Source organism: Pseudacidobacterium ailaaui (assembly GCF_000688455.1).
Classification (GTDB): domain Bacteria; phylum Acidobacteriota; class Terriglobia; order Terriglobales; family Acidobacteriaceae; genus Pseudacidobacterium; species Pseudacidobacterium ailaaui.
Genome location: NZ_JIAL01000001.1, coordinates 1,017,363 through 1,035,306, shown reverse-complemented (window position 1 = coordinate 1,035,306; position 17,944 = coordinate 1,017,363). Strand labels below are relative to the sequence as shown.

The 17,944-nt window shown below is 58.4% G+C and carries 13 protein-coding genes; 4 read left to right on the top strand and 9 right to left on the bottom strand.

The window, feature by feature from the left end; genetic code table 11:
* Positions 1-42 precede the first annotated feature (42 nt).
* On the top strand, positions 43-3,228 hold the full coding sequence (locus tag N655_RS20515) for an InlB B-repeat-containing protein (RefSeq protein WP_026442053.1): 3,186 nt from the start codon (positions 43-45) through the stop codon (positions 3,226-3,228).
* Positions 3,229-3,309: 81 nt separating this feature from the next.
* Here the strand turns inward: N655_RS20515 and rsmI are convergent, their stop codons facing one another.
* Positions 3,310-4,197, bottom strand: coding sequence for a 16S rRNA (cytidine(1402)-2'-O)-methyltransferase (gene rsmI, locus N655_RS0104630; protein WP_026442052.1), 888 nt, complete (start codon positions 4,195-4,197; stop codon positions 3,310-3,312).
* A 113-nt stretch (positions 4,198-4,310) separates the two neighbouring features.
* Here rsmI and N655_RS17295 point away from each other — a divergent pair, with 113 nt between their 5' ends.
* Positions 4,311-5,915: a YXWGXW repeat-containing protein gene (locus N655_RS17295; protein ID WP_081823563.1), complete on the top strand. Its 1,605-nt coding sequence runs from the start codon at positions 4,311-4,313 to the stop codon at positions 5,913-5,915.
* A gap of 58 nt (positions 5,916-5,973) precedes the next feature.
* Here the strand turns inward: N655_RS17295 and N655_RS17290 are convergent, their stop codons facing one another.
* From N655_RS17290 to ffh, 5 genes are all read right to left on the bottom strand, one after another.
* On the bottom strand, positions 5,974-7,059 hold the full coding sequence (locus N655_RS17290; protein ID WP_044933976.1) for a CgeB family protein: 1,086 nt from the start codon (positions 7,057-7,059) through the stop codon (positions 5,974-5,976).
* On the bottom strand, positions 7,056-9,050 hold the full coding sequence (gene thrS / locus N655_RS0104615) for a threonine--tRNA ligase (RefSeq protein WP_238324490.1): 1,995 nt from the start codon (positions 9,048-9,050) through the stop codon (positions 7,056-7,058). Before thrS ends, N655_RS17290 begins: the two co-directional genes overlap by 4 nt.
* 147 nt (positions 9,051-9,197) lie before the next feature.
* The gene (locus N655_RS0104610; protein ID WP_026442050.1) at positions 9,198-11,618 is read right to left on the bottom strand and encodes an ABC transporter permease; all 2,421 of its coding nucleotides are present in this window, start codon (positions 11,616-11,618) and stop codon (positions 9,198-9,200) included.
* Between the two features lie 165 nt (positions 11,619-11,783).
* Positions 11,784-12,446, bottom strand: coding sequence for a peroxiredoxin-like family protein (locus tag N655_RS0104605; protein ID WP_044933974.1), 663 nt, complete (start codon positions 12,444-12,446; stop codon positions 11,784-11,786).
* Between the two features lie 61 nt (positions 12,447-12,507).
* Complete coding sequence (gene ffh / locus N655_RS0104600) at positions 12,508-13,887, bottom strand: signal recognition particle protein (RefSeq protein ID WP_026442048.1); 1,380 nt, start codon at positions 13,885-13,887, stop codon at positions 12,508-12,510.
* A 153-nt stretch (positions 13,888-14,040) separates the two neighbouring features.
* Here ffh and N655_RS0104595 point away from each other — a divergent pair, with 153 nt between their 5' ends.
* The gene (locus tag N655_RS0104595) at positions 14,041-14,385 is read left to right on the top strand and encodes a CxxC-x17-CxxC domain-containing protein (protein ID WP_026442047.1); all 345 of its coding nucleotides are present in this window, start codon (positions 14,041-14,043) and stop codon (positions 14,383-14,385) included.
* Here N655_RS0104595 and N655_RS20855 read toward each other — a convergent pair.
* The 3 genes from N655_RS20855 to N655_RS0104585 are packed head-to-tail and all read right to left on the bottom strand — an operon-like array spanning position 14,382 to position 17,561.
* A complete protein-coding gene (locus N655_RS20855) occupies positions 14,382-15,170 on the bottom strand; it encodes a phytoene desaturase family protein (RefSeq protein WP_238324488.1) in 789 nt (262 codons plus the stop codon). The genes N655_RS0104595 and N655_RS20855 overlap by 4 nt on opposite strands.
* A complete protein-coding gene (locus N655_RS20850; RefSeq protein WP_238324486.1) occupies positions 15,140-15,844 on the bottom strand; it encodes a phytoene desaturase family protein in 705 nt (234 codons plus the stop codon). The genes N655_RS20855 and N655_RS20850 overlap by 31 nt, the downstream gene beginning before the upstream one ends.
* Positions 15,837-17,561, bottom strand: a complete 1,725-nt coding sequence (locus N655_RS0104585; RefSeq protein WP_026442046.1) for a lipase maturation factor family protein — start codon at positions 17,559-17,561, stop codon at positions 15,837-15,839. Before N655_RS0104585 ends, N655_RS20850 begins: the two co-directional genes overlap by 8 nt.
* A gap of 171 nt (positions 17,562-17,732) precedes the next feature.
* Between N655_RS0104585 and N655_RS21165 the strand changes: the two genes are divergently transcribed.
* Positions 17,733-17,867 (top strand): DNA alkylation repair protein, encoded by a 135-nt coding sequence (locus N655_RS21165; RefSeq protein WP_155987509.1) that lies wholly within the window; start codon positions 17,733-17,735, stop codon positions 17,865-17,867.
* Positions 17,868-17,944: the final 77 nt, after the last annotated feature.

Here is a 17,944-nt window from a genome sequence, read left to right as displayed (position 1 = left end):
GGCGAAGTGTGACTGGTTCAGGCATTAGGGTTTGCAGTGCTCATGTCATTTAAAAAAGTAATTTTTGTTTTGTGTTTTGTCTTCACAGCAGTCTCTCTGGCCCATGCGAACGACATCTACATCGCACAAAGCGCCGCGGGCGCCAACTCTGGGTCGAGCTGCTCCAACGCGCATTCGGTAGGATGGCTCAATTCCTCGTCCAACTGGGGTACGGGATCGGCGCAGGTGGGACCGGGAGACACGGTGCATCTGTGCGGAGTCATTAGTTCGCCGATTACGTTTTATGGTTCTGGCACCAGCTCGGCGCCGATCACGCTGCTTTTTGAAAGCGGTGCTTCCATGCAGGCGCCGGTCTGGAACCCGGCTGCGATCACACTGAACGGTCAGAGCTGGATTGTGATCAACGGCGGGGCAAATGGCCAGATTTTCGATACAAACTCGGGTACGGGCAAGATCGCACAGGACAGCGTTTGCATCCGGACCGACTCGAACGCTGCAAATGTGACCATCGAAAACATAGAATGCGGTCCACTGTATGTAAGGACCAGCAGCAGCGACAGCAACCAGCTTGCTTCTGGTGTTTCGTCCGAGAGCGGACCGAACCTTACCATCCGCAATTCAAAATTTCATGATGCCTACTATTGCATTGACACGGGTGGACCCAATGCCAGCGGACTGAACGTTTACAACAACGATGTGTACAACTGCTCCACCGGCATTGTGTTGGGTGATGGAGGCAGCGGGACCACGATCAGCAATGTGCAGATACACGGCAACCACATCCATGACGGTGCAAACTGGGACGGCTGTTGGAGTGGCTGCTCAGTATGGAACCACAACGATGGCATCCATGTGTGGACGTCGTCCGGAGGCCAGCAGAATGCACCCAGAGTCTATGGCAACACCATTGATGGCAGCTGGGGCGCGCACACAACGGCCTTCATTTTTATGGAAGCTGACCAGGGCCCGATGCCTTCGCCGATGGTCTACAACAACCTGCTGAACAATACTGGTCCGTATGGCCCAACCAATGGACTCGTGGAGATGAAGGAGAACATCACTTCCGGTCAGGTATATAACAACACGCTGGATTGCGAGAGCGCTGGAGGAAATGCGATCCACTGGGAACTGGGCTCGGCCAGCAAGGCCATCAACAATGTCTTTGTGAACTGCGGTACGGCCTTTGCCAATGATGACGGTACCGGGTCCATGTCGCATGATTACACGGCCTACTGGAACACTCCTTCCCAGGGAGATGCTCACATGGTTACGGCCAATCCGCTGCTGTCAGCGTTGCTGGCTCCCCTGGCGGGTTCTCCTTTGACTGCGGCTGGCCAGAACCTTACCTCTTACTTTTCGATAGACATCACCGGGGCGACACGTCCCTCTTCCGGAGGATGGACGTTGGGTGCCTATCAAGCGACGGGGACGACGACGACAAGCTATACGCTGAGTGTGGGTACCAGTGGTTCCGGATCCGGGACTGTGACCAGTTCGCCGGCGGGAATTTCCTGCGGTACAACATGCAGTACAACTTATGCGACCGGAACATCAGTCACGCTGACGGCCACGCCCAGCTCAAACTCCACGTTTGCCGGATGGAGCGGGTCGTGCACGGGCACAGGAGCCTGCACGATCAGCATGACCAGCAATGCTTCCGTTTCAGCCACGTTTAACCAGTCATCGAGCAGCAGCGGATCGAGTGGGACCTCCAGCGGCGGCTCCAGCTCGGGTACCGGCTCTGGTTCCGGGTCAGGAAATAAAATCACCTGGGTGCAGGGAAAGTCCTGTGTTTCCAACTCTGCATCTTCCGTTTCCTGCGCCTTTTCAAGTCCGGTGACGGCGAGCGACCTGATCGTGGTGGGCATGTCATGGACAGGCAGCGGCTCGCCAACGATTTCTGATTCACTGCACAGCAAGTTCACGCAAGCCGTGACCCGCTCGTGGAACAACGGCGGAGCCACTTCCGGCCTGTATTATGCGGTTGCTCCTGCGGGCGGCACAGATACGCTGAACGTTTCATTTGGAGGTACGGTCAGCTATCCAACGGTCTACGTGCATGAGTACAAAGGCGTAGCGCCGAATTCCCCGCTGGACGGCGCGACCGGGAGCTCCGGAGTGGCCTCAGCCAGCCCGGTTACCGGAAATACAAGCGCTTCGAGTTCCGGCGAGCTGCTGTTTGCCTATGGTGACAGCGTGAACTATAACATGACCGCGGGCAGCGGATTCGCCCTGCGTATGACCAGCTCATTCTCGGCGGCTTCGGAAGACGCCATTGTCTCAAAGAGCGGCACTTATGGGGCGACCTTTGGCCTGCCGGGAAATACGAGCTGGGTGGCGCTGCTGGCATCCTTTAAGCCGGCAACAGCTGCCCCTGTGCTCACCGTGACCAAGAATGGAACTGGCAGTGGCACCGTCACAAGTCTGCCCAGCGGCATCTCTTGCGGGAGCCAGTGTTCGGCGACCTTTGCATCCGGGACAAAGGTGGTACTGACGGCGAGCCCGGCAAGCGGGTCTACCTTTACGGGATGGAGTGGCGCTTGCAGTGGCACAGGCACCTGCTCGGTCACCCTGTCGGCCTCGACCACGGTTACGGCCAACTTCGCCCCAGCTTCTTCCACAAAAATTGCCTATGTGCAGTCCCAGAGCTGCATTGCAGGCTCAGGAACGACGCTGCGGTGCACCTTCCCGACAAATGTTGCGGCAGGGGACCTGCTGGTGATCGGCATGAGCTGGAGCGGTGGCGGCACTGTTACAGTGGGTGACTCGCTGGCCTCTGCCTGGGACGATGCAGTGAGCAAGACCTGGAACAATTCTGCCTCTACCTCCAGGATCTACTATGCTGTGGCCCCGAAGGCCGGCGCAGACACAGTGACGCTCACCTTCAGCGCCTCGGTGCAATATCCGGTCCTCTACATCCACGAATACCACGGTGTGAACACTTCAAAACCGCTGGATGTGGTCAGCTCATCGGCCGGGACCAGTTCGGGCAGCTTCAACAGCGGCTCGGCGACCCTTACAGCTCCGTATGATCTTGTCTTTGGTTATGCGGATGCCGTATCGAACCAGGTCGCTGCAGGGTCGGGTTTCCGTTTGCGGGGGAGCAGCGGCTTCTCTGCGATCTCAGAAGATGCCTTGGCTGTCTATGCGACGAGCACGGCGGCGACCTTCACGGACCCTGGTTCGGACACATGGGTAGCGCTGATGGCGGCATTCAAGGCGCAATAAAAGGCGGAAGCGCATGTGGGCCTGTCCTGTCTGTATGTTTATCTGACAGGTCAGGCCCGCTATGCAGGGAACTGCTGGGGACTACGATCTGCCGCGTTCCCGTTGCAGTTCACGGTAAACCTCACTGCGGGAAAGGCCCCGCTCGCGCGCAATCCGCTTGAGTGCGGCCTTCTCGTCGAGGTTCTCGCTGTTCTGTAAAGCCGCGATGCGGTCGGAAATGCTCGATTGTTCTGACTTTTTCTGCGGCGGGCGCGCTTCGATCAACAGGGTCATCTCGCCCCGGATACGCTCGCGTCCTTTCAGCGTGGCTGCGACCTCTTCGATGGGGCCGCGCAGGAACTCCTCATGCATCTTGGTAAGTTCGCGGGCAATCACGACCCGGCAGCCGGGCCCCCAGATGGCTTTCATGTCGCCGAGCGTTTCCAGAATGCGGTGTGGGGCCTCGTAGAAGATGAGTGTGGTGCCCTCCGCGGTGCCTGCGGCCAGGCGCTCCAGTTCGGACCGGCGCGCACCCGCTTTGGCGGGAAGAAATCCGCAAAAGAGGAAACATTCGGTGTTGAGCCCAGAAGCAACCAGCGCGCTGAGCGCAGCATTGGGTCCCGGCACCGGATAGACCCGGATGCCTTCGCGGATGGCAGCCTCCGCCAGGCGCATTCCAGGGTCAGAGATTCCGGGCATTCCCGCATCGGATACAACGGCAATGCGCTCACCCCGCAGCAGGGCGGCAATCAGTTCCGGGATTCGCTGGCCTTCGTTATGTTCGTGGCAGCTGATGACGGGGGTTTGAATGCCGAAGTGGTTCAGGAGCTTCTGCGTCTGGCGCGTGTCTTCACATGCAATTAGGCTGGCTGAGCGTAAGACACGCAGGGCGCGCAGAGTAATGTCCTCAAGATTGCCGATCGGTGTGCCTACCAGATACAGACCCGGGGCCAGAGTGGCTGGATTGGAGTTTTGTTCTTCTTCTGGCATAGCTGTTCTTTGCCTACGGTATATCCATTCATGGCGTGGTGCAAAAAGGGGCTTTTTTGTGGGACACCACGACTTTTCGTCCAGGATTGCATCTAAGCCTTCGGAGCAGGGAGATGGAACGAATTTTCAGGAAGATGGCGGCACCTGCGTTGACGGTCGGGCTCATTCTGGGGGCAGCAGGGTGTCATAAACAGAGTGACCAGCAGGTCCCGGACCAGACCCAGGACCAGGGTACGGACCCGGCGGCAGCCAATATGGCTCCGGTTGATTCGAACGACGCAGGGGCAGCGTCTTCGAGCGTACCGGCCCAGACGAGCAGCACGTCGAGGCAGGCTGCGCAGCCCTCCTACAGTACGGACACAGACAGCACACCGCCCCCGCCGCCAGATGAGTCGGCGTCCTCTGCTTCTTATCCGGAAAGCAATCCTTATCCGGCAGACAACACGGTGCCTGACAGCGAAATCAGTCCGGACCAGAGCGGATATTACGATGAGTCGGCATATGCGCAGCCCGTATATGCCTCAGAAGCGCCGCCTCCCATTCCTGAGTATGTGCAGCCGCCGTGCCCAGGCCCGAACTATATCTGGACGCCAGGATATTGGGCGTGGTCGCCAGCAGGATACTATTGGGTGCCGGGGACATGGGTCCTGGCTCCCTATACCGGAGCTTTGTGGACGCCGGGCTTCTGGTTGTTTGTCTCCCTGGGACACTTCCTGTGGCATCCCGGATACTGGGGCCCGCACATTGGTTACTACGGTGGAATCAATTACGGGAACGGATACATTGGACACGGCTATTACGGCGGATACTGGAACCGCGGCAATTTCTTCTACAACCGTGCTGTGACGAACGTAAACATGACCATTGTCCGAAATGTGTATGTGCACAATGTCACCATCAATAACTACAACGTCACCCGCATAAGCTATAACGGTGGTCCTGGAGGCATTCAGGCGCGTCCCACGCCATCAGAGCAGATTGCGATGCGCGAGCGTCATCTTCCTCCCCTGCGCGCGCAGACGCAGCTTGTCCGGGAGGCGGCACAGAACCGTGCGCAGTTCTTTCAAGCCAACCGTGGTCGTCCGCAGATGGTGGCATTGGACCATCCGCTGGCCACGCCGTACCATGCACCGGCCACGCAGCCGCCCGTGCGTGGCGTGGCGAACCCGGGATTTGTGCGGACGCAGCGTGGGATGTCTACACCGCAGTTCAATCGCGCCGAGCAGCAGGCGCGACCGGAAAATATCCATCGTCCGGAGTCACCGCAGCCGGCGCCCGTCAGCCAGATCCATCCTGAGCAGCAGGGCCGTCCTAACTTGATACGGCCGGGAGTCCATCCGGAGACAGGACAGATACAGGCGCACCCGCAGCCAGTGCAGCAGCGGCCGGAACAGATGTACCGTCCGCAATCGCCGGTAAACCGCCCAGAGGCCCAGCCTCGGCCTGAAGTCCATCCGCAACAGGCAAGACCTGCCGAGCAGCAGCCCCGTCCGCAGCCTGCTCCTCAACCGCGGCAGGAAGTGAGGCCGCAGGAGCAGCGCCCGGAACAGATGCGTCCACAACCACAGCAGCGTCCGGAGCCGATGCGTGCCCAGCCGCAGCATCAGGAACCAATGCGTCCCCAGGAGGAACATCCTCACGCCCAGATGCAGAAGCCTTCTCCCATGCGCGCGGAAAACCATCCGCAGGCGCATGGAGAGGATGGTCATGGACGATGAGGACGGGTGTTCCAAGAGAAACAAAGTGCGCAGCACGCCGGGAGCATCGGGGCCGTAATCAGGCCTGTGCTTCATCCGTAGAGGATACCTTGCTGCGTCCCATGATTTCGATGGCTTTCTGCAGGATTTCCTTCATCAGCGAGTCATGGTCGTATCCGGAGGACCACGCACGCCGGCATCCGGCAGCTGCAATACGATTGCGAGCAGCTTCATCGGGCAGATAGCGCTGGATTTTGGCGATGCACTCTTCTCTGGAAGAGAAGAAGACAGCCTCTTCGTCCTCCTTGAACAGCTCAAGATGTTTTGGTGTCCGCTCCGCCAGCATAAACGCTCCGCAGGCGGCGATTTCATAAGATCGCGCGGCAGCTTCATCCTGATTGGATTTGGTCACGAAGCTAAGATTGATCTTCGATTTCCAAAGTGCTTCACGATATTCCTTGCCTAGCAACAGGCCATCTCTGAAGATGGCCTGCATCACTTCAGGTGCAAGTTTTTTTTCCCAGCGGTTGCGAGGTCCCGAGATGTCGAGGGGAATTCCATCACGCCATAGGGCGGTAAACCATTCGGCCCGATGATCATAGGGCGTCCCGATGAAGGAAACATTCCTGACCCTGTCGTTGTCTGTAAGTGGACATGGAGGTGGAAAGTGTATGTCGCGATCAAAGCCGACGAGTGTCAGCATGACCTCTCTTGCCCCGTGGGCCTTAAATGCCTCGATGCTGACTTTCCTCTGCACGGCGTTTAAGTCAAATTCCGGGAGGGCCTTCTTAAAAAGGCGGTTCCCCGGGTCTTTGCGCGGGCCGAAGGGATTGTCAATGAACAGGTCAATGAGAAACACGCCCCTGCTTCGAAGTCTGCGCAACGTTCCGGGAGTCAGTGAGAGCGGCTTGTCGGCGAGCAGAACATTGATTCTGTATTTTTCAACCGTGTCTAAGACAAGCCGGTTGAATTTCCATATCTTTGGGCCGAACTGTGTGCGATAGCGGACCTTGTCCAGTGTGCTTGAGAGGGGAAGGTGCTCCTCTACATTGATGCATTGGGCTTCATCCAGCCCAAGACGCTGTAAAGCGTTCCATCGACCCACGCTTGCTGTGCCATAACCAATTTCAGCAATGAACAGAACGCGGAGATTGTTCAGCGTCATGTCAGATCTGTAGACCTTTCCGTAATCAGCCTGGCGGCCTGGGTGAGAAATGCATCCACTGGCATCTGTCCCTGGTCGCCTTTGCCGCGTGTACGTACACTTACTGCGCCTGCCTCGGCTTCTTTGTCGCCCATCACCAGGACGTAGGGGACTTTTTGCAGAGTGAAGTCCCGAATCTTGGCGTTCATCTTCTCGTTGCGCGCATCGAGCTCCACTCGAAGTCCGGCATTTTGTAACTGTAGCTGCACTTTTTTTGCATACTCCACATGCCGCTCACTGATAGGCACCAGGCCAACCTGCACGGGAGCAAGCCACAGTGGAAATGCCCCGGCATAGTGCTCAATCAGGACGCCAAAAAAACGCTCTACGGAGCCGAACAAGGCACGATGCACCATGACGGGCTGATGCCGCTCTCCGTCCTCACCTACATATTCCAGCTCGAACCTTGCAGGCAGATTAAAATCAAACTGCACGGTCGAAAGCTGCCACAGACGCCCCAGAACGTCCACCAGCTTTACGTCAATTTTTGGCCCGTAAAACGCTGCTTCACCGGGGATGGTTTTGTAGGTGATTCCTTTGCGTTGCAGCGCTTTTTCCAGAGACCGGATGGCCAGTTCCCACTTGTCGTCTGAACCGGCATAGCTTTTACGGTCTTTCGGGTCCCAGGTGGAAAGCTCCACCTTAAATTCGCTGAAGCCAAAGGTCTTCAGGACAGCCTGGGCAAAATCAATGCAGGCCACCACCTCATCTTCAATCTGCTCTGGCGTGCAGAAGATATGCGCATCGTCCTGGGTAAAGCCACGTACGCGCAGCAGGCCGTGCATGGTGCCGGAGCGTTCGTAGCGATAGACATTTCCTAGCTCGGCCAGACGTACCGGCAGGTCGCGGTAGCTTTTGGGCGAGTTTTTGTAGATCAAAATATGGCCGGGACAATTCATCGGCTTCAGACGATAGTCTGCATCGTCCAGCTCCATGGGAGTAAACATGTTTTGCGCGTAGAACCCCTCGTGGCCGCTGACTTTCCATAATTCCGTCCGCATGACGTGAGGCGTGTATACCAGATCGTAACCACGGCGGATACATTCTTCGCGCATCCAGTCTTCCATCACCTTGCGGATGATGGCGCCCTTCGGATGCCAGAAGATGAGTCCGGCACCGGCCAGTTCCTGGATCGAGAACAGGTCAAGCTGCTTGCCCAGCAGGCGATGGTCGCGCCGGGCCGCTTCTTCCAGGCGTGCAAAATGCTCATCCAGTTCTTTTTTGGAAAAGAAAGCCGTACCATAGACGCGCTGCAGCTGTGGGTTTTTTTCATCGCCCAGCCAGTAGGCCCCGGCAAGGTTCGTGACCTTAAACGCTTTCACGCGCCCGGTGGAAGGGACATGGGGCCCGCGGCAAAAGTCCACAAATGCGCCATTGCGATAAAGGGAGATCTGCTCGCCTGGTTTTGTGAAGCGCTCAATAAAATGGACCTTCATGAAGTCGTTGTCCGCCTTGAATCGGGCCAGTCCTGCCTCGCGCGGCTCCCACTCGCGGACGAACTTTTCATCGCGCGCCACCACCTCGGCCATCTTCTCTTCAATCTTCTTCAGGTCTTCGGGAGTAAAGGGCGTCGGGCGGTAAAAGTCATAGAAGAAGCCTGTGTCGGTTGCCGGACCATGTCCCAGCTTGGTCTCCGGGAACAGCTCCAGTACTGCGGTCGCCAGCACGTGCGCCGCAGAGTGGCGCAGCACCTTGAGTGCTTCCGGATCTTTTTCAGTGAGGAGTTCAATGGCCACATCTTCCTGCAGCGGAGCGTCCAGGTCTACCAGCCGCTCTCCCTGAGGGTTTTCCGCGCTGTACATTGCTGCCTCAGCCTCGGCCTCCTGCGCAGAAGCGGCCGCATCGGAGGCGGCCAATCCATGCAATGGGCGGATGCGTGCGACCACGGCGGCAGATGCGAGCCGGGGTGAGATGCTTTTTGCAATGTCCAGCGGCGTTGAACCGGCCGGCATTTCCTTTTGAGAGCCGTCAGGAAACTGAATACGGATAAAACCTGCAGATGAACTCATAGCTGAAAAGAGAATTTCTGTTTCTCCATCCATGCTATCAGGCCGATGTTGGGCTGGAGCCAATGCCGCATGAGCAGAAGCAGCCGAGCACTACTCGTCGCGGAGGGCTTCCACAGGTTCTATGGAAGCTGCGCGGCGAGCCGGGAAGATCGCAGCCAGAAGGCCTGTTGCGGCCAGCAAAGCGGCCAGGGCCATGATCCGGAGCAGGTCTTGTTCCAGGCGCAGAGTCACCACGGAGCTGATATACCGGCGCATGGACCAGGTGAGGACAAGACCAATGATCACCCCGCTGCTGAGCATCCAGCCTACGCGACGGTAGACGTCAGCCATCACATGGCGACGACTGGCCCCCAGCGCCATCCGAATGCCAATGTCTCGGGTCTCCAATTCAACTTCATGGCAGATGAGGCCATAAAGTCCAATGACGGCGAGAAGAACGGCCAGAGCGGCGAAGGCACCAAACAGCCAGTTTTCCAGCCGCTCAAAAATCAACCGATCAGCGATGACGGTGCGCATGGTTACAGGAGTGCGGAACGGGAGTGCCGGATCTACCTCGTGATAGGCCCTGCGCAGTGCGGGAATGATGCTTTCCGGAGGCACGCCCGTACGGATGACCAGCGTCATATTTCCCAGTACACGCAGGCTTTCCTCTCGGGGGACCTGAGAGGTGATATAGTCCATTTCTGCCAGCGGTGGTTCGGTGAGATTTTGGCGGATATTTTTCACCACTCCGATGATGACTGGCTTTTCGTCAGTATCCAGATGCATGCCAATCGGGTCCTGCCCTGCGGGGATGAACTTTTTTACAAAAGCTTCATTCACGACAATGACTGGCTTGGATGCCGGCGTGTCCAGGCCAGCATCGAGCAGGCGGCCCCGCAGTAGCGGGACCTGAAAGACGTCAAAATAACCCGGAGACACGATGCGCAGCTCGGCCAACGTGTTTACGTTTGGCGGAGGGACCGGCGTGCCGGCAACATGGATTTCAGAATTCCATCCCCAGTCCTGGATGGGAAGTACCTGGATGACGCCGACGGCCCGGACTCCGGGGATGGCGCGGACCTTCTCAAAGAGCGGGTTGTAGAAATCAGTCATGACGTCCCGGCCCCCGTATCTTCCGGGAGAAAGGTCAATTTCTGCAGTGAGGATGCGGTCCGGAGAGAATCCGAGGTCCGTATTTTTCAGTCCGCCAAGCATATGGAGAAGTAATCCGGAAACCACCAGCAGGGCCAGTGCGAGGGCCACCTGGGTGATGACAAATCCGGCCCGCAGGCGGTGCTGCCCACGGGAAGTTCCGGTATTTCCCCCAGATCGCAGGGCCAGCCCTGGGGAGGTCCGGGACAGGCGCAGAGCAGGGGCAAGGGAGGCCAGAATGGTAACGAGGATCGAGACGAACAAGGCCGCCAGCAATACAGGCAGATTCAGCTCAACCTCTGCGCCACGAGACAAAGCCGCAATCAGCAGCATCTGGATTCCGCGCAGCAGGGCATAAGCGAGCAGAACACCGCCGAGCGCTCCGCAGAGGGCAAAGAGCAGGGCCTCGGTCAGCATCTGCCGGACGATCCGCAGGCGGTCTGCACCCACTGCGGAACGCAGCGCCATCTCCCGCTCGCGTTTGACGCCGCGCACCAGCAGCAGACCTGCTACATTCACGCAACCAATGGCGAGCAACGCAAGCACCGCGCAAAGGAGTAGCCGCAGCGCATCCTGCGTGTCGCCCAGGAAGAAGTTTGCGACCTCCAATAGCTTGACCTTTCTGCCCTTTGTGTCAGGGTAGGAGCGTCCCAGGTCGGCAAAAACCTGGTCCAGGTCGGCTTGGGCCTGCTTCAGAGAGACCCCAGGCTTCAGACGGCCCACGGTAGGCAGCCAGTGGCTTCCGCGTCCTTCGCGCTGCTGCTGCGACAGATGCAGCGGGATGTAAATCGCGTTGATTTTTCCAATCGGAAAACGGAAGCCGGCTGGCATGACGCCGATGATGGTGTAGGGGCGCCCGTCCAGCTTCACTTTCTGGCCAATCACGCTTTTCTGTGAGCCAAAAAACTGCTGCCAGATTTCATAACTCAGGACAACAACGTCATTTTTGCCGTCCTGGTCTTCTCCGGGGGCAAAGGTGCGGCCCAGGACCGGACGCACGCCAAAGACATCAAAGAAATTGTCACTTGCCCGCACCGCCTGTAGCGCAGCTGGTCCCGCCGGGCCCTCAAAATTCACGTTGTAGTACGGATTATAGGCCGCAAGGGCGGAAAAGCTGTGGTTCATCCTGCGCCAATCCAGATACTCCGGATACGACGCCGGCTGCGTATATCCCTCGGGGGAGTAAGGCTGGAGCACAGTAATCCTTTCCGGCTGCGAATAAGGAAGAGGCCGGACCACCATGGCATACAGCACACTGAAGACTGCCGCAGTGATGGCAATGCTTGAGGCCAGTGTGGCAATGACCGTCAGCCCGAATCCGGGTGACTTTCTCAATTGCCGCACGGCGTATCGAAAATCCTGCAGGAATGATTGCATGGCGGGGCCCTCTCCTGAGTGCCAGGCAAGTGAACTTCCATTTTCTAACTGGCAGCAGGCCATTTGGAATGAACAGGATGAACGGCCCGCGCCCAGGGGCCTTCCAGAACCAGTGTCCATTTGCGGAACCCGAGTGTCCGGAAGTGGACAGAGGATCGGCAGCGCCTACTTGCGGACAGGCAGAGATTTCAGGACCTCTCCAGGTTCCGGGCGCACCCGAAAATCGGCATGGGCTTCTGCGAAGAGCACCGTGCCGTCCTGTGCCAGGACGTAGGTTGCCGGTAGAGGGAGCAGCCAGCTTTCATCGCCATTGATAAACGAAAGGTTTACCAGGATGCTCCGGTAGTAGTTCTGGAGAAATGGTGGGACCTTATAGGCCAGTCCGAAGCGCTGGGCCACGTCACAGTGAGAGTCATGCAGCAGGGGAAAGGGAATTTCGTGCTGGCTGACGGTGAAGTCGCTTTGCCGGACGGTCTGGGGCGAGATGCCTACCAGCAGTGCTCCCCTTTCGCGCACCACCGTATAAAGATCGCGCCAGGCCTCCAGCTCTGTAACGCAATAAGGACACCAGCGGCCCCGAAAAAAATTCACCACAAGGGGTGCCACCGCCAGCAGGTCAGAGGAATGGACCATGCGGCCGGAAGCGTCGGGCAAAGCGAACTCCGGGGCCTTCTCGCCGACGGAAAGAATCTGCTGCTCAATGCCGCTTGCAAAGAGGTCGGCCACGGCCTGCTCGGCGATGGCCAGCCGTTCGGGCTGTACCAGCTTGCGCGTGTTCGCGGTAATTTCGTCAAGTTGGTCCTGCAGGCGATGGTCGAGATCAATCATAGGCTTGTATTTCTGCAAGTGAGATACGGTTGCGTTCCGGGCGGCTCCTGTTTCGCAAAATTTAGCGGAAGCCGCCCCTCATGCCGCTTAACATGCTCATGGCGCGGCGCTGGAGCAGCCCACCTTTGCCAACATTCTTAAACAGTTTGCGCATCTGCGCGTACTGCCGCAGAAGTTGGTTCACTTCCTGGACGGTAGTCCCTGACCCGGCTGCGATGCGCTTGCGTCGACTGCCGGAGATGATCTCATGGTGATTGCGCTCTTTCGGCGTCATGGAGTTGATGATTGCCTCGACGCGGATGAACTGCTTCTCGTCCACCTGATCGGCCATCTGCTGCATCCCCGCCAGCGGGCCGACCGAGGGCAGCATTTTCATGATGCTCTGCAATGAGCCCAGCTTGCGGATCTGGCGGAGCTGGTCGCGGAAGTCTTCCAGGGAAAAGCCGTCGCCGGAAAGTGCCTTACGGGCAAATTCTTCTGACTTTTTGCGGTCGAGCTTTTCCTCCGCCTTTTCAATGAGCGTCATGATGTCGCCCATGCCCAGGATGCGGCTGACGATACGGTCCGGATGGAAAGGTTCAAATGCGTCCGGCTTTTCGCCCACGCCGATGAACTTCACCGGCTGTCCGGTCACATGGCGGATAGAAAGCGCCGCGCCGCCGCGGGCATCGCCGTCCATTTTGGTAAGGATGACGCCCGTGAGGCCAAGTCGTTTGTGGAACTGTTCGGCGGAGTTGACGGCATCCTGCCCGGTCATGGCGTCGGCGACAAAAAGGATCTCCTGTGGGGCAAGGAGTTTCTTGAGCGATTCCATTTCGCCCATCAGCTCCTCATCCAGGTGCAGACGGCCGGCGGTGTCTACGATGAGCGTGTCACAGCCGGAAATGACGGCCTCGCGCCGGGCCTCTTTTGCCAGCCGCTCAACCAGAGCCGTGCCGGCTGGTTCGCCCGTTGTATCGCCCTCATAGAGGTTGGCCTTGATGGAGTTGGCGACGACTTTCAACTGCTCTCTGGCAGCTGGACGGTAGACGTCCACGGAAACCAGCATCGGGCGGTGGCCGCCTTTTTTCAGCCAAGCGGCGAGCTTGCCCGAAGTGGTCGTTTTTCCTGAACCCTGAAGGCCGGCCATCAGAATGACCGTGGGGGGCCGCGAAGCAAAATTGAAGCGGGCCGTGTCCTTGCCCAGAAGCGTGATCAGCTCGTCGCGGACAATCTTAATGACCTGCTCGGTCGGCGAAAGCGCGGTCATCACCTCCTGGCCCAGGGCCTTGGTTCGGATGTGCTCGATCAGGTCTTTGACGACATTGAGGTTAACGTCGGCTTCCAGCAGGGCAACGCGGATCTCGCGCAGCGCCTCACCGATATTTTCTTCTGTGACGGTGCCCTGCCCGCGAAGGTTTTTAAATGCCCGCTGGAGCTTTTCTGAGAGATTTTCAAACATGGTGGTCTCTTTCAGTTTATCAGCGGGCCGCTATCAAGATTGGCCGGGAAGTGCGATAATAAGCCAATCGTCGGACCGCTGACCGGATTTCCCGTACGCAAGTTTTCCAGGAACTCTCCAGCCGGAACGCAAAGAAAGCGAGGAACTGAATCTATGGCTGGGGACCTGCAACTGACCTGCAGCGACTGCGGACAGGAGTTTACTTTTACCGAGGCCGACCAGGCGTTCTTTCAGGAGCGCGGCTACTCTACCCCCAAGCGGTGCAAGCCCTGCCGTCAGGCGAAGAAGAGTGATTCGTTTGGAGGCGGCCAGCGCTGGTCCGCTCCACAGGGCACCAGCGTCATCTGTGCCGGCTGCGGGCAGCAAACCACGGTCCCCTTCGAACCCCGGGGCGACCGTCCTGTTTTCTGCAAGAGCTGCTATCAGGCCCAGGCAGGCAACCGCGGCGGATCTCGCGGGGGCCGGCAGCAGCGGGATTCGGGACGCCGACGCTACTAAGGTCTGAACCGTATCTTTTGCAGCACAGTCCGGGCTGCGTGATAACCGCACATGCCGTGCACTCCGCCCAGCGGCGGAGTTGAGGCCGAGCAAAGAAAAAGGCTCGGATCGGGCGTAGTGTATAGGCGCGATGTGGGGCGGAAGGCCACTTGACGCAGGGAGATGGCCCCGCCGTTGATGTCTCCGCCAACGAGGTTGGCATCCATCGTCTGGAGAAGCGCAGGCGATGAGACGTGCCGCGCCAGGATGCAGTCGCGGAAGCCCGGCGCGAAGCGTTCAATCTGGGCCTCAATCCGTTCCGTCATTTCAAAGGTGGACCCGTTGGGCACATGACAATAGGCCCAAGCGATGTGCTTTCCTGCGGGCGCGCGTGACGGATCAAACAAGGTTGGCTGCGTAAGAAGGACAAACGGGCGCTCTGGGTGTTTTCCCTGCCAGACTTCGCTTTCCGACGCAGCAATTTCTTCAAGTGTTCCGCCCAGATGGACCGTGCCGGCCCGTGCACAGTCCGCGGCCTTCCATGGAATGGGTGCGGAGAGGGCATAATCCACCTTAAATGCGCCCGGCCCATAGCGGAAGCGGCCCAGCTCCCGCTGGAATTCCGGTTCGAGCCGGTTGCCGGCGATCTCCAGCAATTGCCGCGGACTGAGGTCGCAGACGAGGACGGTGTGGGGCGAAAAGCCTTCCAGCGAGGTAATCGGCGAACTGGTATAGACGATTCCGCCCAGCGAAGCGAAATATCCCGCCAGAGCATTTACCGTGGTTTGTGCACCGCCGCGGGGCATCGGCCATCCGAGGGCATGGGCCGCGGCCCCCAGCAAGACTCCAGCCGAGGCGCTGAGGGGGCATCGAGAGGAAGGACCGAGTGGGCGGCGATTCCGGCAAAGAGTGCGCGCGCCCGCGGTGTCTGCAAAAAGCGCATGGCAAAAAACTGTGCAGACATGAAGGAAAACGCGCCGAACCGTGCCATCAGAAACGGATGCGTGGGGAAGCGGAGCACGGGGCCCAGCACTCCCCGTGCAATCTGGTCCCAGTGTTCTGCAAATGGGCCAAAGAGATGGCGCCAGCGTTTCCCATCTGCTTCCAGCATCAACGCAGCATCGTCGAGATTGCGCTCAAGCGTGATTGCAGTCCCGTCATCAAAGGGATGGGCCAGCGGCGCAGGAGCGTGCACCCATTCGAGCCCGTATGTTTCCAGCGGCAGGGTGGAGAAAAACGGTGAGCCTGCGGCGAGAGCGTGAATGGCAGAGCCAAAATCGTGCTGAAAGCCGGGAAGCGTCAGCGGCAGGGTCCGCGAAGCGCCGCCGATGGTGGGCTGTGCTTCGTAAATCTCGACCTGCCATCCTGCCTGGGCGAGCACAATGGCCGCGGACAGACCGTTCGGGCCTGCGCCAATGACGACTGCATGGGGTGGGTGCTGGTGCTTTGATCCGATGAGGAGGCTGGTGTCGTCATTCATGGGGAGGAAGCGGCTCCGGCCATTGGATGGCCACAAATTGTCCGTCCGGATTGATTGTAAGCACAGGGGCGTAAAGGCCCAGAAGCTGGCGCTTCCACCATAGCCCGGTTGCACGCTTTTCTGCCATGGAAGTGAACCAGTACTGCCACAATACCGCCCGCACGTACTTTGGCGGCGACTGGGGAAACGGATTGCCGGCAAAGAGCGAGAGCGTGTCACGGCTGTTTTCGAGCAGACGCTCTTCTGTCAATGGGACCAGGGAGTTCTGCCGCCAGTCGCCGAGCGAGGCAAACCACAGGTTCCAGTCAAAACGCGGCTGGTAGGGAGCGTAGATGCGCGGCGGTTCATCGGGTCTCTGCGGTTTGTAGCGGAAGGGATACGCGGTCCAGTTCTGGCCATCGTTCGAGCCCTGAAATTCAATTTCATAACGGCCGCGGGTCATGACCGCAAAAAGACCATACTGGTTGGCGATGCGGAGCGGCTCCAGTACAGCGACGGGAAAGAAGGGCACCGGGGCCTCTCGCCAGAGCATGTGGAGGAGTTCGGCGGTCGTTGCGTAGAAAATCCAGAGGAGAAAGACAGTGCTGATGGAGCGACGGAGCGCAGTGAGGTGATTGCGCACTCTACCCTTCGTCGGCGCGACGAAAGAGGCACGCGTGGTTTCGGATTTCTCCGAGACAGCGGCCCCCGGAGCATCAAGCAGGGCCTTCGGCTCCGCTGCGCTTGGCCCAGGATGCTCAAGCTGGGATGGTTCCGGGCTTTGCTCCAGATGGCCCGTAGAAGAGATCTGGGCGGGGCGGAAGCGGGCGGGTACAAAGCGCAGCAGGTGTCCGTCATCCAGCAGCAGGAAGCCTAGTGAGAGCACCAGATAGTTCAGGAAAGTATAGTTCGCCGTAAGGATGACGATGATCTCCCACGGGGTCACAATCCAGAAGCAGAGAAGTCGGAAGCGGCGCGGAAAGAAGAGCAAAAAGACAATGACCAGTTCCATGAGCAGCGTTGCCGCCGTTGCTGTTGCCTGAAACCAGTGCGGAAGGTGCTGCATATACCATCCGACCCAGGTAGGCAGAGGGCCGTTCTGGTAGTACTCGTCCATGGCGGTAAAGTGCCGCCATTGAGGGTCACCGCTGAGCAGCTTCACCAAACCGGATTCAAAATAGATGCGAAACCATTCCCATTGCAATAGAAACAGGCTGGCCCGGGAAGGCGGGTCAACTGCGCCAAATCCAGGCCAAAGGCCCCGCGGTGCAAAAAAGAGGGAGAGGAAGCCGGCTTCGAGCAGCATTCCGTCTGACTGGTAATTTGAGAAGTCGCCGGCGGCGCTGACAAAGGACAGAAAGCACACGAAACAGATGAACAGCATGGGCCGTGGCCAGGCGTTTGCGACCACCAGCAGCGACGCAATCAGTCCGGTGATCGTGATGGCCATCAGCATGTGGTCTCCGCTGGAAAGCCAGAAGAGCGACGGAGCAAACCAGAAGCGCTCCCATCCAGGAAAAGAACGCATGACCAGGGCCAGATATTTTTGCGCTGGCAGGACACCATCCGGGCCGATGAGACCGCGTATCTGAAAGAGCAGCGAATAAAATGCTGAAAAATAGATCAGGCCCAGGGCACGAAGGAAAATCCATCGCGGCAACAGATGACCTCGCCCGGCCGCAGAAGGTTGTTCCGGCCCAAAGATTCGATGAAGGACCGCCTGGGCTGCGCTTGCCATGAATGTAGGACATCATAGTCGTTTTGCAGGTTGCTGCGTAGTGAAGAAATGTATAGGAAGTCCATCTGCACGGATACACCTGGAACGCGCCCTGAAAGCCGCCGGCAATCCAGAGCGTGCTGCGTCTCTGGCGCGGGATTTCAAAACCGTCAAAGGAGAATCTGAAGTAGGGTGCAGGACCGTGATGTGCTTCTTGCTTTTCTCAAAAAACATTACGCATACATTCCGCGGACTACATTGCGATACGCAATCGAGCATTTTTCACCTGCTCAGAGAAAAAAGATGCTGGCAGGCAAATTCGACTAAACCTTCCATTACTTTGGTTTAGATTTTTGTCCCTTCGTATCTTTCAGAGTGTCTGCTGCTTTTGTATGCTTTGAGCA